The 16,225-nt window shown below is 54.1% G+C and carries 14 protein-coding genes; 7 read left to right on the top strand and 7 right to left on the bottom strand.

Going from position 1 to position 16,225, the window contains the following annotated elements; translation table 11 throughout:
• Positions 1-98: 98 nt before the first annotated feature.
• Entirely contained in the window at positions 99-716 is a 618-nt protein-coding gene (locus ACFFLD_RS03320; protein WP_386035567.1) for an alpha-ketoglutarate-dependent dioxygenase AlkB family protein, read from the top strand.
• Between the two features lie 59 nt (positions 717-775).
• Here ACFFLD_RS03320 and ACFFLD_RS03315 read toward each other — a convergent pair whose 3' ends face one another.
• The 4 genes from ACFFLD_RS03315 to cysP are packed head-to-tail and all read right to left on the bottom strand — an operon-like array spanning position 776 to position 4,596.
• On the bottom strand, positions 776-1,870 hold the full coding sequence (locus ACFFLD_RS03315; protein ID WP_386035564.1) for a sulfate/molybdate ABC transporter ATP-binding protein: 1,095 nt from the start codon (positions 1,868-1,870) through the stop codon (positions 776-778).
• Positions 1,867-2,694, bottom strand: coding sequence for a sulfate ABC transporter permease subunit CysW (gene cysW / locus ACFFLD_RS03310; protein ID WP_386035561.1), 828 nt, complete (start codon positions 2,692-2,694; stop codon positions 1,867-1,869). The genes ACFFLD_RS03315 and cysW overlap by 4 nt, the downstream gene beginning before the upstream one ends.
• A complete protein-coding gene (gene cysT / locus ACFFLD_RS03305) occupies positions 2,694-3,548 on the bottom strand; it encodes a sulfate ABC transporter permease subunit CysT (RefSeq protein ID WP_386035558.1) in 855 nt (284 codons plus the stop codon). Before cysT ends, cysW begins: the two co-directional genes overlap by 1 nt.
• Positions 3,549-3,585: 37 nt before the next feature.
• Positions 3,586-4,596, bottom strand: coding sequence for a thiosulfate ABC transporter substrate-binding protein CysP (cysP, locus tag ACFFLD_RS03300; protein WP_386035555.1), 1,011 nt, complete (start codon positions 4,594-4,596; stop codon positions 3,586-3,588).
• Positions 4,597-4,864: 268 nt separating this feature from the next.
• On the opposite strand from cysP, the gene rpe reads away from it, so the two are divergent.
• The gene (gene rpe, locus ACFFLD_RS03295; protein WP_386035552.1) at positions 4,865-5,560 is read left to right on the top strand and encodes a ribulose-phosphate 3-epimerase; all 696 of its coding nucleotides are present in this window, start codon (positions 4,865-4,867) and stop codon (positions 5,558-5,560) included.
• Between the two features lie 26 nt (positions 5,561-5,586).
• Here the strand turns inward: rpe and ACFFLD_RS03290 are convergent, their stop codons facing one another.
• The gene (locus tag ACFFLD_RS03290; RefSeq protein WP_386035549.1) at positions 5,587-6,885 is read right to left on the bottom strand and encodes an NAD(P)/FAD-dependent oxidoreductase; all 1,299 of its coding nucleotides are present in this window, start codon (positions 6,883-6,885) and stop codon (positions 5,587-5,589) included.
• A gap of 179 nt (positions 6,886-7,064) precedes the next feature.
• On the opposite strand from ACFFLD_RS03290, the gene ACFFLD_RS03285 reads away from it, so the two are divergent.
• On the top strand, positions 7,065-7,760 hold the full coding sequence (locus tag ACFFLD_RS03285) for a phosphoglycolate phosphatase (protein ID WP_386035546.1): 696 nt from the start codon (positions 7,065-7,067) through the stop codon (positions 7,758-7,760).
• Between the two features lie 2 nt (positions 7,761-7,762).
• Positions 7,763-9,253: an anthranilate synthase component I gene (trpE, locus tag ACFFLD_RS03280; protein WP_386035543.1), complete on the top strand. Its 1,491-nt coding sequence runs from the start codon at positions 7,763-7,765 to the stop codon at positions 9,251-9,253.
• An 11-nt stretch (positions 9,254-9,264) separates the two neighbouring features.
• On the opposite strand, the gene ACFFLD_RS03275 is transcribed toward trpE, so the two are convergent.
• Positions 9,265-10,179 (bottom strand): metal ABC transporter substrate-binding protein, encoded by a 915-nt coding sequence (locus tag ACFFLD_RS03275; protein WP_386035540.1) that lies wholly within the window; start codon positions 10,177-10,179, stop codon positions 9,265-9,267.
• Positions 10,180-10,521: 342 nt separating this feature from the next.
• On the opposite strand from ACFFLD_RS03275, the gene ACFFLD_RS03270 reads away from it, so the two are divergent.
• The 3 genes from ACFFLD_RS03270 to trpC all read left to right on the top strand — a co-directional run bounded on the left by ACFFLD_RS03270 (position 10,522) and on the right by trpC (position 13,067).
• Positions 10,522-11,127 (top strand): anthranilate synthase component II, encoded by a 606-nt coding sequence (locus ACFFLD_RS03270; RefSeq protein WP_386035689.1) that lies wholly within the window; start codon positions 10,522-10,524, stop codon positions 11,125-11,127.
• 36 nt (positions 11,128-11,163) lie between these two features.
• Positions 11,164-12,183, top strand: a complete 1,020-nt coding sequence (gene trpD / locus ACFFLD_RS03265; protein WP_386035537.1) for an anthranilate phosphoribosyltransferase — start codon at positions 11,164-11,166, stop codon at positions 12,181-12,183.
• Positions 12,184-12,263: 80 nt separating this feature from the next.
• The gene (gene trpC, locus ACFFLD_RS03260; protein WP_386035534.1) at positions 12,264-13,067 is read left to right on the top strand and encodes an indole-3-glycerol phosphate synthase TrpC; all 804 of its coding nucleotides are present in this window, start codon (positions 12,264-12,266) and stop codon (positions 13,065-13,067) included.
• 11 nt (positions 13,068-13,078) lie between these two features.
• Here the strand turns inward: trpC and ACFFLD_RS03255 are convergent, their stop codons facing one another.
• The gene (locus ACFFLD_RS03255; protein WP_386035531.1) at positions 13,079-16,222 is read right to left on the bottom strand and encodes an efflux RND transporter permease subunit; all 3,144 of its coding nucleotides are present in this window, start codon (positions 16,220-16,222) and stop codon (positions 13,079-13,081) included.
• Positions 16,223-16,225 lie beyond the last annotated feature (3 nt).

Raw genomic sequence — 16,225 nt, 5'->3', positions numbered from 1 at the left:
ACCGTTTGAGCCACGTTTAGATAGGGCCAGGACAGTTTCTAATGTCGTTGCGAGGCGCGACGATCTTAGTGCAAAAGTAGAGTGGAGGCCGGGTTGTTATGGCATATACAGATCTGTTTGAAAACGACGATATGAAGTTGATTAATCTGCTTCCACAGGATGGGGCGGCTTATTACTACGGTAAAATCCTTGATACACCCACAGCTGCTATGTACTTAGATAGCTGCATAAGCAAACTAAGCTGGGAGCATGATCGCGCGTTTATTTACGGTAAGGAGATAGTTACAAAGAGGAAAATAGCCTGGTATGCAGATAAGCCGGTTTCCTATACTTACTCTGGCTACACAAAAATGGCGTTAGTGTGGCCGAATTTTTTGCGTGAGCTTAAACAGGTCGTGGAGAGCCACTGCGGAGAGGGGTTTAATTCGTGCCTGGGTAATTTTTATCATTCAGGCGAGGAAGGTATGAGCTGGCATAGTGATGCCGAAAAAGACCTTGTTGAGAATGGGGCTATCGGGGCGTTGACCATAGGCGGCGAAAGGAAATTCTCATTTAAACATAAACAAACAGGGGAGAGTGTGTCGCTAACTCTAGAGCACGGCAGTCTGTTAATTATGAAAGGTACTACTCAGCAAAACTGGCTCCATAGCCTTCCTAAAACCAAGAAAGATATCGAGCCGCGGGTGAGTCTAACCTTTAGGCAAATGCGCTTCTGAACTGCCCCGATTAAAGCCAAACGCTAGCCGCCCTGAAGCGGGCGGCTATTGGTTCGGCTTTATGCGACGCGTGTGTGCTCGGCGTTTGTTGCCGTTGCCTCGGAGAAGCGCCGCCAATGACGGGGATGGGCGTATAAACGCTGCCCACGGCTTAGTGCCAGGTGTTCAAAGTCGGTGTGGCGCACGGTGGCAAGCCACGGCTGGGCGAGCCAGTCGGCCTCCAGCTCCACACGTACTTCAGCGCCAACCGGCGATATCGCGGTAATCGTGACCGGTAGATGGCTCTCTCTGGTAGGCTGCTCGGTCAGGCGCACTTCATGAGGGCGTAGCAACAGCTCTGCATGCCCATCAGGCAGGTCCACGTGCCAGTACGCCTCGCCGCAGGTCAAGACACCATTGGTCACACTGCCTTCCAGGTGATTCACATCACCCAGAAACTCGAACACAAATCGATTGGCCGGCGTACGGTAGAGGTCATCGGGGGTATCAATTTGCTCAATACGACCATTACTCATCACCACGACACGGTCTGAAAGTTCCAGTGCTTCTTCCTGATCATGGGTGACAAACACGCTGGTGAAGTTGAGTTCGTCATGCAGATGCCGCAGCCAGCGGCGCAGCTCCTGGCGTACTTTGGCGTCCAACGCACCAAACGGTTCATCCAGCAGCAGTACTTCAGGCTCCACCGCCAACGCACGGGCCAACGACACGCGCTGCTGTTGGCCGCCGGAAAGTTGAGCAGGGTAGCGGTTAGCCAAGTGTTCCAGCTTGACCATTTCAAGCAGCCTGTAAACCCGTGAGCGTATTTCACCGCTGCTGGGTCGGCGCTTACGTGAGAGCACGGTCAATCCAAAGGCCACGTTGTCATAAACGCTCATATGGCGGAATAACGCATAGTGCTGAAACACGAAGCCGATACGCCGGTCACGCACATGGACATTGGTGACATCACGGTCGCCGAACAGAATTTTACCTGGCTGGGCGCCGCGATCGGCATTTTCCAAGCCCGCGATAATACGCAGTAGGGTGGTTTTACCCGAGCCTGAGGGGCCGAGCAAGCCAACCAACTCACCTTCATGAATATCCAGGTTGATTGGTTCCAATGCCTGCGTGGGGCCGAAGTGTTTGCCGATATTGTGTAAGTGAATGCTCATGCAAATGCCTCCCGGCGTGATGCGCGCCATTCAAGCCCCGCCTTCGCGGCAAGCGTCAGTAGGGCGATCAATGCGAGTAACGCCGCACAGGCAAAAGCGCCGACGGCATTATAGTCCTGGTAAAGCTGCTCAAGGTGCAGCGGAAGTGTATTCGTTTTACCCCGTATGGCCCCTGAGACCACAGATACAGCACCAAACTCGCCTACCGCACGGGCATTGGTGAGGATGATCCCATAAAGCAGTGCCCAGCGGATATTGGGTAGGGTAACTCTGCGAAACGTGGTCCAACCGGAGGCGCCCAGGGTAACGGCGGCTTCTTCCTCGCGAGAACCCTGTGCCTGCATCAAAGGGATTAGTTCACGAGCGACAAAAGGGCAGGTCACAAAAATGGTCACCATCAAAATGCCCGGCCAGGCAAACATCAGCTGGATGTCATGGCCATCAAGCCAGGTGCCAATCCAGCCGTTACGACCATATAGCAGCAGATATATAAGACCTGCCACCACGGGGGATACTGCAAAGGGAATATCAATCAGCGTTTGGAGTATGCGTCGCCCTGGAAAGCTAAAACGAGTGACCAACCAGGCCAATGCCACCCCGAACACCAGACAAATAGGAATGGTCATCAGCGCGATGACCAGCGTAAGACCGATAGCATGCAAGGTGAACGTATTGCTGACGTTAGCCCAGAAGACCATCATCCCTTGGGAAAATGCCTGAGCAAAAATAGCCACCAGCGGCAGAAGCAAAAAGAGTGCTGACAACAGCAGCGACGCCGTTATCAGCAGGCGCCGGATGAGCGGCGCATCACCAATTCGACGCATTACCCTTTACCTCCGTGCAAGCGGCGTACAAAACGGCCCTGCCAAACGTTGATGGCCAGCAATAGCGCAAGCGAGACGAACAGCACCACTGAGGCAATCGCCGAGGCCCCCGCATAGTCATACTCTTGCAGCTTAACGAAAATCATCAATGCGGTAATTTCCGTTTCGTAAGGCATGTTGCCAGCGATAAATATAATCGCCCCGAATTCGCCTAATGAGCGAACAAACGCAAGCCCGGTTCCGGTCACCAGGGCGGGCCAGATGTGGGGCAAAATGACCCGACGAAACGCAACACCATCAGTCGCACCTAGTGACATCGCCGCCTCATCCACTTCCGCGGGCAGGTCTTCCAGTACCGGCTGTACCGTACGCACGACAAAAGGGATGCTGGTAAAGGCCATGGCTAGCGCAATGCCCACCCAGGTATAGGCGACTTGAAAACCTAATGGCTCTAACAGGCGCCCCATCCAGCCGTTGCTGGCATAAAGCGTTGCCAGGGTAATCCCTGCCACTGCCGTGGGTAGCGCAAAAGGAAGATCCATTAGTGCGTCCAGTAGACGCTTGCCAGGAAATTCATAGCGCACCAATACCCAGGCCAACAGCAAACCAAATAATGCGTTGATGAGTGCTGCCACCGCCGCTGCGCCAATGGTGACCATATAGCTTGCCACCACACGACCTTCGGTAATAATCGCCCAGTACTCGGCAAGGCTAAGCTCGGATAACTGGCCGAACAGGCCGGTCATTGGCAGTAGTAACACCAGCGAGATAAATAGCACGCTGATGCCCATAGAAAGGCCAAAACCCGGCAGCACGCGTGTGCTGCCGGATCGCCAGGTAGTGAGTTGGCTCATAGTTCAGGCTGGCTCATAGATAGTAGCGGCTAGAGTATTAGCGGCGCTGTAGCTGGTCGAGAAGGCCGCCACTGCCAAAGTGCGTTTCCATGGCTTCATCCCAGCTACCAAACACGTCGTTTACTTCAAGCAATTCGGTCTTCGGGAACTGGTCGGCAAACTCTTCAACCACAGCTTCGTTATGAACCCGATAATTGAAGCCTGCTAGCAGGCGCTGCATTTCTTCGGTGTAGAGAAACTCTAAGTAGCTCTGGGCTAAATCGCTGTTACCGTTGCGTTCAGCATTTTCTTCAACCACCGCTACCGGGAACTCTGCCAAGATGCTAACGGGCGGTACGATCACTTCATAATCGTCGCTGCCGTACTCGCTGCGAATATTATTGACCTCTGACTCAAAGCTAATCAGTACATCACCAATATTGCGTTCGATGAAGCTGGTCGTCGCGCCACGGCCACCGGTATCAAATACAGCGACATTGGCTAGGAAAGTACGCATGAATTCTTCGATTTTTTCTTCATCGCCATCGAATTCATTCTCGGCAAAGCCCCAGGCGGCTAAATACGTATAGCGTCCGTTACCTGAGGTCTTCGGATTGGGGAAGACAATTTCCACGTCTTCGTTTGCGAGGTCGTCCCAGCTTTCAATCCCCTTGGGATTACCTTTACGAACGAGAAACGCAGTGGTGGAGTAGTAGGGCGAGGCGTTGTTCTCAAACGCGTCCTGCCAATCCTCTGCCACCAGCCCCGCATCGGCGAGTACCTGCACGTCGGTCACTTGGTTAAAGGTGACGACGTCGGCACGCAGGCCTTGGAGGATGGCGCGCGCCTGGGCAGAAGAGCCGCCGTGTGACTGGCTGATCTCAACGTCTTCACCGTGTTCTTCCTGCCAGTAAGCTTGAAATTCCGGGTTGATCGCGGAAAACAGCTCGCGGGCAATATCATAAGATGAGTTGAGCAGTTCACGCTCCTGGGCAGCGGCGGTTCCGCTTACCGTGACACCTAGCGCAAGGGCAATCAGACTGCGGCGGAAAATAGTCGGCAGTGCCATAAAATAACTCCTTCGATCGATTAGCGCGTTTTGTCGCAATGCTAACAAGGTTAAATCTATAAATGTGGAATTACAAATATGTTTTATATTCTTTTTGGGAATATGACTTGGAGGGTTTGGGCCCTCATGGCTCGACTGAGGCGCAGACAGCCCACAGGCTCTGGTAAGATAGGTGGTTTTAAAGGCAGGTGCTGTGTTAAATCGCCGGTACTTGGAGGCGTTTGCTTCAGCTGCCGCCATTGATTGATGACTAAGCAGGAATGAAACGATGACCGCTGCGCAGGATTTTTTAATTGCCCCTTCCATTTTGTCGGCTAACTTTGCCCGATTGGGAGAAGAGGTCGATAACGTATTGGCCGCAGGCGCGGATATAGTGCACTTCGATGTCATGGATAACCACTATGTGCCGAACCTGACCATTGGCCCCATGGTCTGTAAAGCATTGCGTAAGCATGGCGTGACGGCGCCTATTGATGTGCATTTAATGGTGAAGCCGGTTGATCGTATGATCAGCGATTTCATTGACGCCGGAGCCAGCTATATTACCTTTCATCCGGAAGCGTCTGAACACATCGATCGTTCGCTGCAACTGATTCGTGACGGCGGTTGTAAAGCGGGGCTGGTATTTAACCCGGCGACGCCGCTCTCTTATCTTGATTACGTGATGGATAAGATCGACATGGTGCTACTGATGAGCGTAAACCCGGGGTTTGGTGGTCAATCGTTTATTCCCGCTACGCTCAACAAGCTGCGCGAAGCTAGGGCACGCATTGATGCCTCAGGGTTGGATATCCGCTTGGAAGTAGACGGGGGTGTCAACGTGGATAACATCGCCGAGATAGCCACAGCCGGTGCCGACACCTTTGTGGCCGGCTCCGCGATTTTCAGCGCTCACCAGTCAAGCGACCCGCACGGCTATGATTCAGTGATCAAGCAACTGCGGGCGGCACTGGCAAGCGCCTGAGCTGACGCCATGGTCGATAAACGTGTCTAGTGAAGCTTCATATGAGGCTTCAAGTAACGATTGAGTTTATCGACCAGCCAGGCGAGCCCTGTTTTCGGCGCGCCATGGATAGAGAGCTGGTGCATACGGTATAGCGATGCGTAGGCTTTACGTGCAAGCCAGCCCTCAAGAAACAGGCCCCGCGAGGCCGAGCTGCGCATTAAATTCCCGACAGCATCGTAACGCGCCAGCGACACCAGCGATCCATGATCGCGATAACTGAATTCCTTTAAAGGCTTATCGTCTAGCTGGTTAAGCAGGTTTTTTGCCAATCGCTTAGCCTGCTGGTGAGCTGCCTGCGCCCGGGGCGGTACACTACTATCTTCACCCATCGGGCAGCTTGCGCAGTCGCCTAGCGCGAATATCCGCTCGTCATCGACACTTTGCAGGGTACGTTTCACCTCAATCTGGTTCTTCTTGTTGGTTGTCAGGCCCAGCTCGGTCAGAAACGCTGGCGCCTTGATGCCCGCTGCCCACACATTGATATCTGTCTCGATCTCTTCGCCATCGTTAGTCACCAGGCGATATTCCTGGGCCTCCTTGATGGCGGTGCCGGTGTGAACGGTCACGCCCAGGCTTTCAAGTTCTTTCTTTACGGTCTGGCTGACCCGTTCGGAAAGCGCAGGCAATAGGCGAGGAGCGGCTTCAAGCAGATGCACCCGGATATGCTGATGGTCGATGGAGGTGACGCCATAGGCATTGAGCATACGTGATGCATCAAACAGTTCGGCGGCAAGCTCTACCCCGGTAGCCCCGCCGCCCACGATCCCAATCGTCAATTCCGTATGCTGACGTAGCGTGGGGTCTGTGTAGCGTAAGAACGTGTTGATCATGTCACGCTGAAAGGCTTTTGCCTGCTGCGGAGAATCGATAAAGTGACAGTGCTCGGCAACGCCGGGGGTACCGAAGTCGTTTGACACGCTGCCCAGCGCGATTACCAGATAGTCATACGAAAGCTCTCGAGCGGGCAGCACCTCTTGGCCATTCTCGTCATAGATGGGCGCTAACTGCAGCAGACGCTGCTCGCGATCCAAACCGGTGAGTGAGCCTCGCTGATAGCGATAGTAGTGAGCTGACGAATGGCCCCGATAGTCCACTTCATCCATGCTAGAGTTAAGTACCCCAGTGGCTAGTTCGTGGAGCAGCGGTTTCCAAACATGCGTGGTGTTACGGTCAATCAACACCACTTCTGCGCGTTTTTGCTTACCTACTGTATGTCCTAAACGCGTGGCGAGTGCTAAACCGCCTGCACCACCGCCGATAATCACGATTCTGGGTATGGCCATCACAATCTCCTTGCTAAATTAGCTCCAGCATAGAAGTTTCTTCAGCGTCTGACTAATGCGAAAGCGTGCATTAAGCAGGTAAAATGATTGGCTAACGTTGAAACGCTAGTCAATACGCTAACGGCACCGTGGTGCCCAGCATGATTCTCCGCGATCAATCAGGTTAGAGGGCCGTTAAGGTGCATTCAATACTAGAAGGTAAGCGACTGATTGCGTTTGATTTAGATGGCACGTTGATTGATTCAGTGCCGGATCTGGCCGTCGCGGTCGGGCGTACTTTACAAGCGCTTGAGCTTCTCGAGCCAAGCGAGACAGACGTGCGTGATTGGGTGGGCAATGGAGCGAAGGTATTAGTGGAAAGAGCCCTTACCTGGGCGCTTCAGGAAACCCCGCCGCCAGCACTTGTTGAGCGCGGTTTTGAGGCATTTCTGGAATACTACGCCGCGGCTCCTAATGCCCGTACAACGCTGTATCCAGGGGTTGAACAAACACTCCAGGCGCTCCATCAGCAACATTTTATCTTGGTGTTGATCACCAACAAGCCTGAACGCTTTATTGAACCGCTGTTAAGTCATTTCTCACTACTCCATTACTTTACCTTGTGGCTAGGTGGCGATTCGTTGGCTGAAAAGAAGCCCAGCTCCATGCCGTTACTGCATGCCGCCCAGACATTCAATATTTCCCCATCACAGTGTGTCATGGTGGGCGACTCACGCCATGATATAGCCGCCGGTAAAGCGGCTGGCTTTACCACGTTGGCGCTGCCTTATGGCTATAATCATGGTCAGCCCATCGAAGAGAGCCAACCAGATCTGGTGCTCGCTTCGCTAAACGAACTGATGACGACTGAACCCCAGGCGACAAGGACCGCTTAATAATGACCCCTGAACGTTTTCACGAGCTAAGCCAGGCAGGCTACAACCGGATACCCGTTTCGCGTGATGTGCTCGCTGACTTAGATACGCCACTCTCTACCTATTTGAAGCTGGCGAATACGCCCTGGACCTTTTTGTTTGAATCCGTACAGGGGGGAGAAAAATGGGGGCGCTACTCGATGATTGGGCTGCCCAGTCATGAACGCATCGAAGTGCGTGGCTTTACTGTCAGCCATATTAACGACGGTGAGACGGTCGGTGTCACTGAGGTAGATGACCCGTTGGCGTGGATCGAAAACTTTCAGCGCCGTTTCAAGGTGCCCAAACTAGACGATCAACCACGCTTTGATGGGGGGCTGGTCGGGTACTTCGGCTACGATACCATTCGCTATATTGAGCCACGCTTGCGGGGTGGGGCTGATAAACCTGACCCGCTTAACGTGCCCGATATCCTGCTGATGGTCTGTAATGATTTTGTCGTCTTCGACAACCTGTCGGGGCGGCTGACCATCTGGACGCACGTTGATCCTGCTGAAGCTGATGCCCTTGAGCGTGCTCATAAGCACTTGAAGCATCTTGAAACCCGCCTGCGGGAAGCGCACATCAATCCCAATAACGCGGGCAGCGGACGTCAGCCAGTGAAGGAAAGCGACTTCAATTCTGGCTTTACCGAGCAGGGCTTTAAGGCCGCTGTCGAGAAGATCAAGGAGTACGTGCTGGCAGGCGATATCATGCAGTGCGTTCCTTCCCAGCGAATGTCCATCCCTTATCAGGCGTCCCCGTTGGATCTCTATCGCGCCCTGCGTAGCCTCAACCCATCGCCCTATATGTTCTTCTTTAACTTGGGCGACCATCACGTGGTGGGCTCTTCGCCGGAAATATTGACCCGTATGGAAGAGGGCGAAGTGACCGTGCGCCCCATTGCCGGTACCCGTAAGCGTGGCAAAACCGAGGAAGAGGATAATGCTTTAGAGGCTGAGCTGCTGGCTGATCCCAAAGAGCTTGCCGAGCATCTCATGTTGATCGACCTAGGGCGCAATGACGTTGGACGTATTTGCCAAACAGGCAGTGTCGAGGTGACCGACCAGATGGTCGTCGAGCGCTATTCGCATGTGATGCATATCGTCTCTAACGTGACGGGGCAATTGAAACCCGGCTTAACCGCGATGGATGCGCTGCGGGCAACCTTCCCGGCGGGCACCGTTTCCGGGGCGCCCAAGATTCGTGCGCTGGAAATTATTGACGAGGTTGAGCCGGTCAAGCGCGGTATTTATTCCGGCGCTGTCGGCTATCTCTCCTGGCATGGCAATATGGATACCGCCATTGCCATTCGCACTGCCGTGATCAAAGATGGCCAACTTCATGTGCAGGCAGGCGCTGGCATTGTTGCCGATTCGGTGCCTGAGATGGAGTGGCAGGAAACACTTAATAAAGGACGCGCCATCTTCCGCGCAGTGGCAATGGCTGAGCGCGGTTTAGATAATCTTGAGTGAGCGTAGGCCGATTACTCGGCCGTTGCGCCACCCAGAGCGGTGTGCATAACTTCGGCATTATGGCGCAGCATGGCCGAGTAGTTGGCCGCTGGGCCATCTTCACCGCTTAGCGAATCGACATAAAGTGGACCCGCCAACGGGAGCGAGTGGGCGCGGGCGAGAGCATCCATATGAATGCAAGGAGCCGTGCTTTCATAAAACAGGGCGGGCGGACGCTTGCTGCCAATGCGTTCGCTCATGGCGGCCATTGCCTCAGCGCTACCTTGCGTCTCGCTATTCACGCCCCATATGCTTTCTGTTTCAAAGTCAAAGGCGCGGGCGAAATAGGCAAAGCTCGCTTCGCTGGTCAGCAGGGTGCGGTTGGTTTTAGGAATTCCTTCGAGCCGTTCTTTTACCGCTAAAGAGAGTTCCTGGAGTGCGTGACGTGCTTCTTCAGCGCGCTTATAGAACGTATCGGCCTGGTCGGGTAGATGCTCGGCCAGGGTGCTGGCAATCACGTCAATATAGGCAGCGGCCCCTTCTGGATCCATCCATAAATGCGGGTTTGGCTCGCCCTGAAACTGTCCTGTGGTAATCATTTGCGGTGTGTAATCGGCCCGTTCGGCGACGTTAACCAAGGTGAGCTGGTCGCGCTTCATTGCTTCAATATGACGTATCCACGGTTCCAACCCCAGGCCGTTATAAAATACGATATGGGTTTCTTCTAAGGCAAGCACATTAGGGGGCGTGAGTTCCCAGCGATGAACATCTTCTCCACGTGGCACAATCGCGTTAACGCTGACCGCGTCACCTGCTATCCGTTTGACCAACTCCTCCAGCACTGAAAACGACGCGATAACGCGTAGTGGTGTGTTGGCATAGGCTGGCGCAACGCTTATTAGCGCTACGAATAAGAGCGTACTAACCCAGGTAACCCGCTTTGACATTCCACGCTCCTAACTCGTTTGAAAGCTATCGAAAAAGATCGCAGATAATAAAGACTGCGGTGACCCGTTGCCAGTTCCAATGTACTGAAAGAACAAGTTAAATAATGTCCTATGAAATTTACGGCGATAAGCAAGGATCTTTTGGCTAAGGAGGACGTTAGGCTAAATAGTATCGCACTCTTGAGCGTTGCCTGCCTTAATACATGTTTGATCAATAGAGGTGCCAGCTCATTATACGCGTCACTTAACCCCTGCAAGGGAGAGCCCGGTTGCGGTATCATCGAGTCATTAGCAGTTTTAACTGTGGTCTATATGACGCAACGCAACGGAGTAACTGGGGCAATGGCGCAAGCACAGACAGTGCAGAAAGTGATCATGATCGATAATTACGATAGTTTCACGTTTAACATCGTTCAGTATTTAGGTGAACTGGGTGCTGAAGTGATTACTCACCGTAATGATGAAATCACTATTGAACAGATCGAAGCGCTGGCGCCGACCCATTTGGTGGTGTCGCCAGGGCCATGTACGCCCAATGAAGCGGGTATTTCAATGGCGGCCATCCAACACTTTGCTGGTCAACTGCCGATATTGGGTGTTTGCCTTGGCCATCAGGCTATTGGGCAGGTGTATGGCGGCAACGTCGTGCGTGCTCCTCAAGTCATGCACGGTAAAACATCAGCGGTGTTACATACCCATCAAGGTGTGTTTGAAGGACTGGAAAGCCCGCTAGAGGTAACCCGCTATCACTCTCTGGTGGTTGATAAAGAGACGTTGCCTGACTGCCTGGAAGTCACTGCCTGGACGGGCGACGACGACGTGACGCCGGGGCTGGTCATGGGCTTACGCCACCGTGAGCTCGATATCGAAGGGGTGCAGTTTCACCCTGAATCAATCCTCACCCGCCAAGGCCATGCGCTATTGGCCAACTTTTTAAAACGCGGCTAACGGCCGGTTTCACATGCTTTAGGGGCTCCTCTGCTCATGCAAATGCGAGACGCGATTAATGCGGTGATGCGCCGCGAAGACCTCTCTTTCGATGCCATGCACGCGTTGATGCGCCAGATCATGACTGGCGATGCAAGCGATGCACAAATCGGTGGCCTGTTGGTAGGCTTGGCGATTAAAGGCGAGAGCGCTGTTGAAATCAGTGCAGCTGCTCAGGTAATGCGCGAGTTGATGCGGCGTGTTGATCTGAATGTCGAGAATGTCGTGGATATTGTCGGCACCGGCGGTGATGGCGCGAATTTATTTAATGTCTCTACCGCCGCGAGTTTTGTAGCCGCGGCCGCGGGTGCGCATGTTGCAAAACATGGCAATCGCAGCGTTTCTTCGTCATCGGGCAGCGCTGACTTATTCGATGTGGCGGGTATTTATCTCGACCTTAAGCCTGATCAAGTGGCGCGTTGCATTGAGCAAGTGGGGGTAGGTTTCATGTTTGCGCCTAACCACCATCCGGCCATGCGCTATGCAATTGGCCCACGCCGTGAGATGGGTGTGCGCACGCTGTTTAATATTCTTGGCCCGTTGACCAACCCGGCTGGTGCTCCCAATCAGGTACTCGGTGTTTATGCGCCAGAGCTGGTGCCGCTAATGGCAGAAGTGCTTAAAACCTTGGGCAGCCAACATGTGATGGTCGTTCACTCCGAGGACGGCCTTGATGAAATATCTCTCGCTAGCCCTACCTTGGTGGCTGAGTTAAATGAGGGCGACATTCGTCAGTACACTATTACGCCAGAGGAACTTGGCATTGAGCGCCAGAGCCTGGCAACGCTGAAAGCCGCCAGCGCAGACGATAGCTTGCGTTTGGTTAAAGCCGCCCTGGCAGGCGAGGGGGCTGCCGCCGACATGGTCGCGCTCAATGCCGGTGCCGCGCTTTACTGTGCGGGGGTTGCGGATAGCTTAAAAGAGGGAGTGATGGTGGCTCAGGATGCACAAGCCTCTAAACTGCCGCTTGAGAAACTAAAAGAGCTTTCGCACTTTACCAGTGTTTTCAAGCAGTAGTTTATCACTATTAGTTTTTAAACAGCCGTTTTAAAGGCAGGCATTTAAACAAGCTACGCTTGAAATAAGAAGAGATCACTATGACTCACCAGGCAACGCCGACTATTTTAACGCGCATTCTGGCCCGTAAGGACCAGGAAGTGGCTGAACGCCGCCAGGCGGTTTCTGAAGCGGATTTACTCGCACTCGGCAAGCAGCAGAGCGCCCCGCGTGGCTTCATCGAAGCGCTCAATACGCGCATTGCGGCAGGTGACGCCGCGATCATTGCGGAAGTCAAAAAAGCCTCGCCTTCTAAAGGCGTTATTCGGGAAGAGTTTCACCCGTCCGACATTGCCAAAAGCTATGCCCAGGGCGGCGCTGCCTGCCTGTCGGTACTCACCGACGCTGACTTTTTTCAGGGTCACGAAGATTACCTGATCGCCGCTCGGGACGTATGCACGCTGCCGGTGATCCGTAAAGATTTTATCACCCATGGCTATCAGGTCAGTGAAGCTAGAGCGATTGGTGCAGACTGTATACTGCTCATTGTTGCTGCACTGGATGACGCTCAGCTACGCGATTTGAATCAGCAGGCGATCCAGTTGGGAATGGATGTGTTGGTTGAGGTTCACAATGCCGATGAGCTCGAACGTGCCTTGGCGCTTGGTCTCAAGCTGGTCGGTATCAATAACCGCAATCTGCACACCTTTGAGACCAGCTTAAACACCACGCTGGAGTTACTGCCGCGCATTCCTGAGAGCGTGACGGTGATCACCGAATCGGGCATTCACACCCGCGACGACGTTGAATTGATGCGTGACCATAACGTTAATGGTTTTCTGGTCGGCGAAGTCTTTATGCGCGAAAGTGATCCGGGGCTGGCGCTCAAGCGGCTATTCTTCTAACACGCCCGTTTTTAGCTTACGGCTCTTTTTGTTTTCCAACTGAGCACCGCCACCGTCAGGGCGGGTAAAAAGGTAACGGTGACGATCGCCGTGCCGAGCAGCCCAAACAGCACAATAGCACCGACGCCGCGATAAAGCTCGGTGCCTTCTCCCGGTAAAAATACCAGCGGTGAGAGACCACACAGGGTTGTAAGAGTCGTCATGGCGATAGGCCGTAAGCGACTCTCGACCGCCTGATGCACGGCGTCGCGAACACCCATGGACGCTGTGCGTAAATTCTCCCGCGCCTGATGGACAACCAGGATAGGGTTGTTGACCACGGTCCCCATTAAAATCAAAAAGCCAAGCATGGTGATCATATCGAACGGCTGACTAATCGCGTTCAAGCCTATTTTTGGCAGCTGCGCGCCCACCGTATTCATCAGCCATAGCCCAACAATGCCCCCGGCTGCACCCAGTGGAACCGTGGCGAGAATAAGCAGTGGATAACCCCAGTGGGCAAAAATTGCCACCAGCAGTAGATACACAATAGCCAGGGCAATCAATGCGTTGCTGGTAAGCGCCTGGCGAGTGGCATCTAGCTGGTCTCCCGCACCGGTGACGGACACCGTGATGTTAGCAGGCAGCGTGCCTGCGTCACTCAAATGGTCGATGACTTCGCGCTGCATCCGTTCAATACCCGCTTCCAGTGCTACGCTGCGCGGTGGAATAACATCGAGCGTGACGCTACGACGGCCGTCCACGCGTCTTAGGGTAGCGGTTCCCACGGTTTCCCGAATCTCGGCAAGCGTATTGAGAGGCACATTAATGCCTGAGGGAGTGTGGATCGGTAGCGTGGCAAGGGCGTCCAAGTCAATATCGCCCGCTTGTGGGCCGTAACCGTAGAGGTCGATTTTTTCGTCTTCAAGGTAAAAGTCATCTAGGTAAGCACCATTCGTCAGTACCGCTACGGTGGTGCCTAGCGCATTGGTGTCCAGGCCTACTTCGGCAGCGCGCTCCCAATCGGGATAAACCTCAATCAGTGGTTGGGCCAGATCCAGCGCGGAAGGCCGCGACTGTATGTGCGGGTCGTCGAACACTTCCTGGGCACGCTGATAAATGGCGTTCGCAGTGGTATAGAGCTGGTTTAAATCATTGCCTGCGATATCCAGCGTAATGCTGCGTGTGCCACCATCGTTGCTGGAAATAATCGAGCCGCGGGCGGCAAAGGCACGCATGTCGGGGTAGGCTTCAAAGCGCCTCGTTAGCGCAACCATCAAGGCGTCGATGTGATTGGGATCAATGGTTTCAGCTATGATTCTTAGGCTTTGAGCTTCGGCCTGAATGCCCATCGTGCGAATCGGCGGAATATCGGTATCGCCTTGCTCAAATCGCTCAGGCTCAGCGCCTACATGAGGTTCCAGTTCTTGCTGTAGGGTTTGCGCAATGGCATCCATGGTGGCCAGATTGTAGCTTGCCGGGGCGTTCATGCTGGCGAACGTCTTGGGCTCTTCACCTTCAGGCAAGTACTCCGCCGGCGGTGTCAGCCAGAAAAAAATACTTATGCCCCCGGCAATCCCCAGGACAATGGCAATAAAGCGACGTGATGCAGTGCGGATCATGCTATCCACTACCCATAAGCAGCCTCTTATCCAGCGCGGCGAAGCCGTTGAGGTGCTCTCTTTACCACGAAAATCAATATGCGCACCTAGGGTGGGAATCACCATAATGGCGACGACCATAGAGACAACAATCGAGGTTGAAATAGCCACCGCAATATCAGAGTAAAGCTGTCCCGCTTCCTGTTTGATAAAGAAAATTGGTACAAACACTAATACTGTCGTGAGCGTTGACGCGAGCACCGCGGGCCATACCTGCTTGACGCCCTCTAGTGCGGCGTCAAAGCGGGCCAAGCCGCGGCGACGCTGGGTTTCAATGCTTTCCAGCACCACGATGGCGTTGTCGATGGTCATGCCAATGGCGAAAGCGACCCCCGCCAATGAGATAACATTAAGGGTACGGCCCGCCAACAGCAGCCCCAGAAAGGCGGCAATTGTGCAGATGGGGATGCCAATAACACCGGCCAGGGTCGCCCGTGCAGAACGCAGGAAAGCGTACATCACGAGGGTGGCAAACAGCGCGCCCAGGCCCAGATTAACCCAGACATTGGCAATCGATGACTCCACGTAGCGAACGTCGTCACTGGAGAGCGTCATGCGCATACCCTGCTCAGACAGCATTCCTTCGTTAAGTGTGGCGACCTCGTCGAGCATGGCGCGTTTGATATCGATGACATTGGCGCCCGGTTCCCGGCGCACCTGAACGCTTAACACTGGCTGGCCGTCCGAGCTGTAAGCGCGGGAGGTAAGCTCAGCATAGGATTGGCGCACGTCGGCGACATCGCTGAGCCTGATGACCGTGTCGCCTTCGCGCCTTAAAATGAGCGCTTCGAGGCTGTCGATATCCTCAAAACGACCGACGGTACGCAGCAGGTAGCGGCGTTTACCGCTTTCCAGATGCCCCCCAGAGACGTCCTGGTTGCGTGCCCGAAGCGCTGACTGGATATCGCTAATACTCAACTCGCGAGCGACCAGCGCCGCAGGGTCAATCAACAACTGCATTTGCCGTTCGGCGCCACCGGATACCGTTACTTCCGACACGCCGGCAACGCTTTCCAGGCGCGGGCGTACGTTATCTTCCAAGTAGTCGCGCATGGCGGGCATATCCAGCTGGCGCGGATTGCCTTCGCGGGGGCCAACGTTAAAGTACATAAAGGCGTTGGCGGAGAAAGAGTTGGCGACGATGCGTGGCTGGTCGACGTTATTGGGGTAGGAGGGGACTTGGCTGAGGGCGTTGTTGACCCGAATCAAGGTTTCGGTGAGATCCACGCCGAAGGGAAACTCCAGCTCAATTTCGGCGCTACCGCTGCTGGCGGTGGACTCCATGCGCTGAAGGTTGGGTATATTGCGCAGGAACTCTTCTTGCTCAATCAATATATCTTTTTCGATATCCTGCGGCGTGGCGCCTGGCCACTGGGTCTCGATGCCCACTACGCGGGTTTCCAGGTCGGGGATCATCTGCACGGGTATCCGCCAGATGGCGGCAATACCTAGAATCAGCAGGATCAAGGTACTCACGCTCACCAAGATGCCGTGACGGATAATAGCGGCAAACATAGT

Source organism: Vreelandella sulfidaeris, from assembly GCF_042429665.1.
In the GTDB taxonomy this organism is placed as follows: Bacteria; Pseudomonadota; Gammaproteobacteria; order Pseudomonadales; family Halomonadaceae; genus Vreelandella.
This window is presented reverse-complemented; position numbering and strand designations above follow the sequence as displayed.

Coding starts and splice junctions, on each gene's coding strand:
- trpD (WP_386035537.1), top strand. CDS start 11,164: ATGCAAATGCGAGACGCGATTAATGCGGTGATGCGCCGCGAAGACCTC.
- ACFFLD_RS03320 (WP_386035567.1), top strand. CDS start 99: ATGGCATATACAGATCTGTTTGAAAACGACGATATGAAGTTGATTAAT.
- ACFFLD_RS03290 (WP_386035549.1), bottom strand. CDS start 6,885: ATGGCCATACCCAGAATCGTGATTATCGGCGGTGGTGCAGGCGGTTTA.
- ACFFLD_RS03270 (WP_386035689.1), top strand. CDS start 10,522: ATGGCGCAAGCACAGACAGTGCAGAAAGTGATCATGATCGATAATTAC.
- cysW (WP_386035561.1), bottom strand. CDS start 2,694: ATGCGTCGAATTGGTGATGCGCCGCTCATCCGGCGCCTGCTGATAACG.
- rpe (WP_386035552.1), top strand. CDS start 4,865: ATGACCGCTGCGCAGGATTTTTTAATTGCCCCTTCCATTTTGTCGGCT.
- ACFFLD_RS03315 (WP_386035564.1), bottom strand. CDS start 1,870: ATGAGCATTCACTTACACAATATCGGCAAACACTTCGGCCCCACGCAG.
- cysT (WP_386035558.1), bottom strand. CDS start 3,548: ATGAGCCAACTCACTACCTGGCGATCCGGCAGCACACGCGTGCTGCCG.
- ACFFLD_RS03255 (WP_386035531.1), bottom strand. CDS start 16,222: ATGTTTGCCGCTATTATCCGTCACGGCATCTTGGTGAGCGTGAGTACC.
- cysP (WP_386035555.1), bottom strand. CDS start 4,596: ATGGCACTGCCGACTATTTTCCGCCGCAGTCTGATTGCCCTTGCGCTA.
- trpE (WP_386035543.1), top strand. CDS start 7,763: ATGACCCCTGAACGTTTTCACGAGCTAAGCCAGGCAGGCTACAACCGG.
- trpC (WP_386035534.1), top strand. CDS start 12,264: ATGACTCACCAGGCAACGCCGACTATTTTAACGCGCATTCTGGCCCGT.
- ACFFLD_RS03275 (WP_386035540.1), bottom strand. CDS start 10,179: ATGTCAAAGCGGGTTACCTGGGTTAGTACGCTCTTATTCGTAGCGCTA.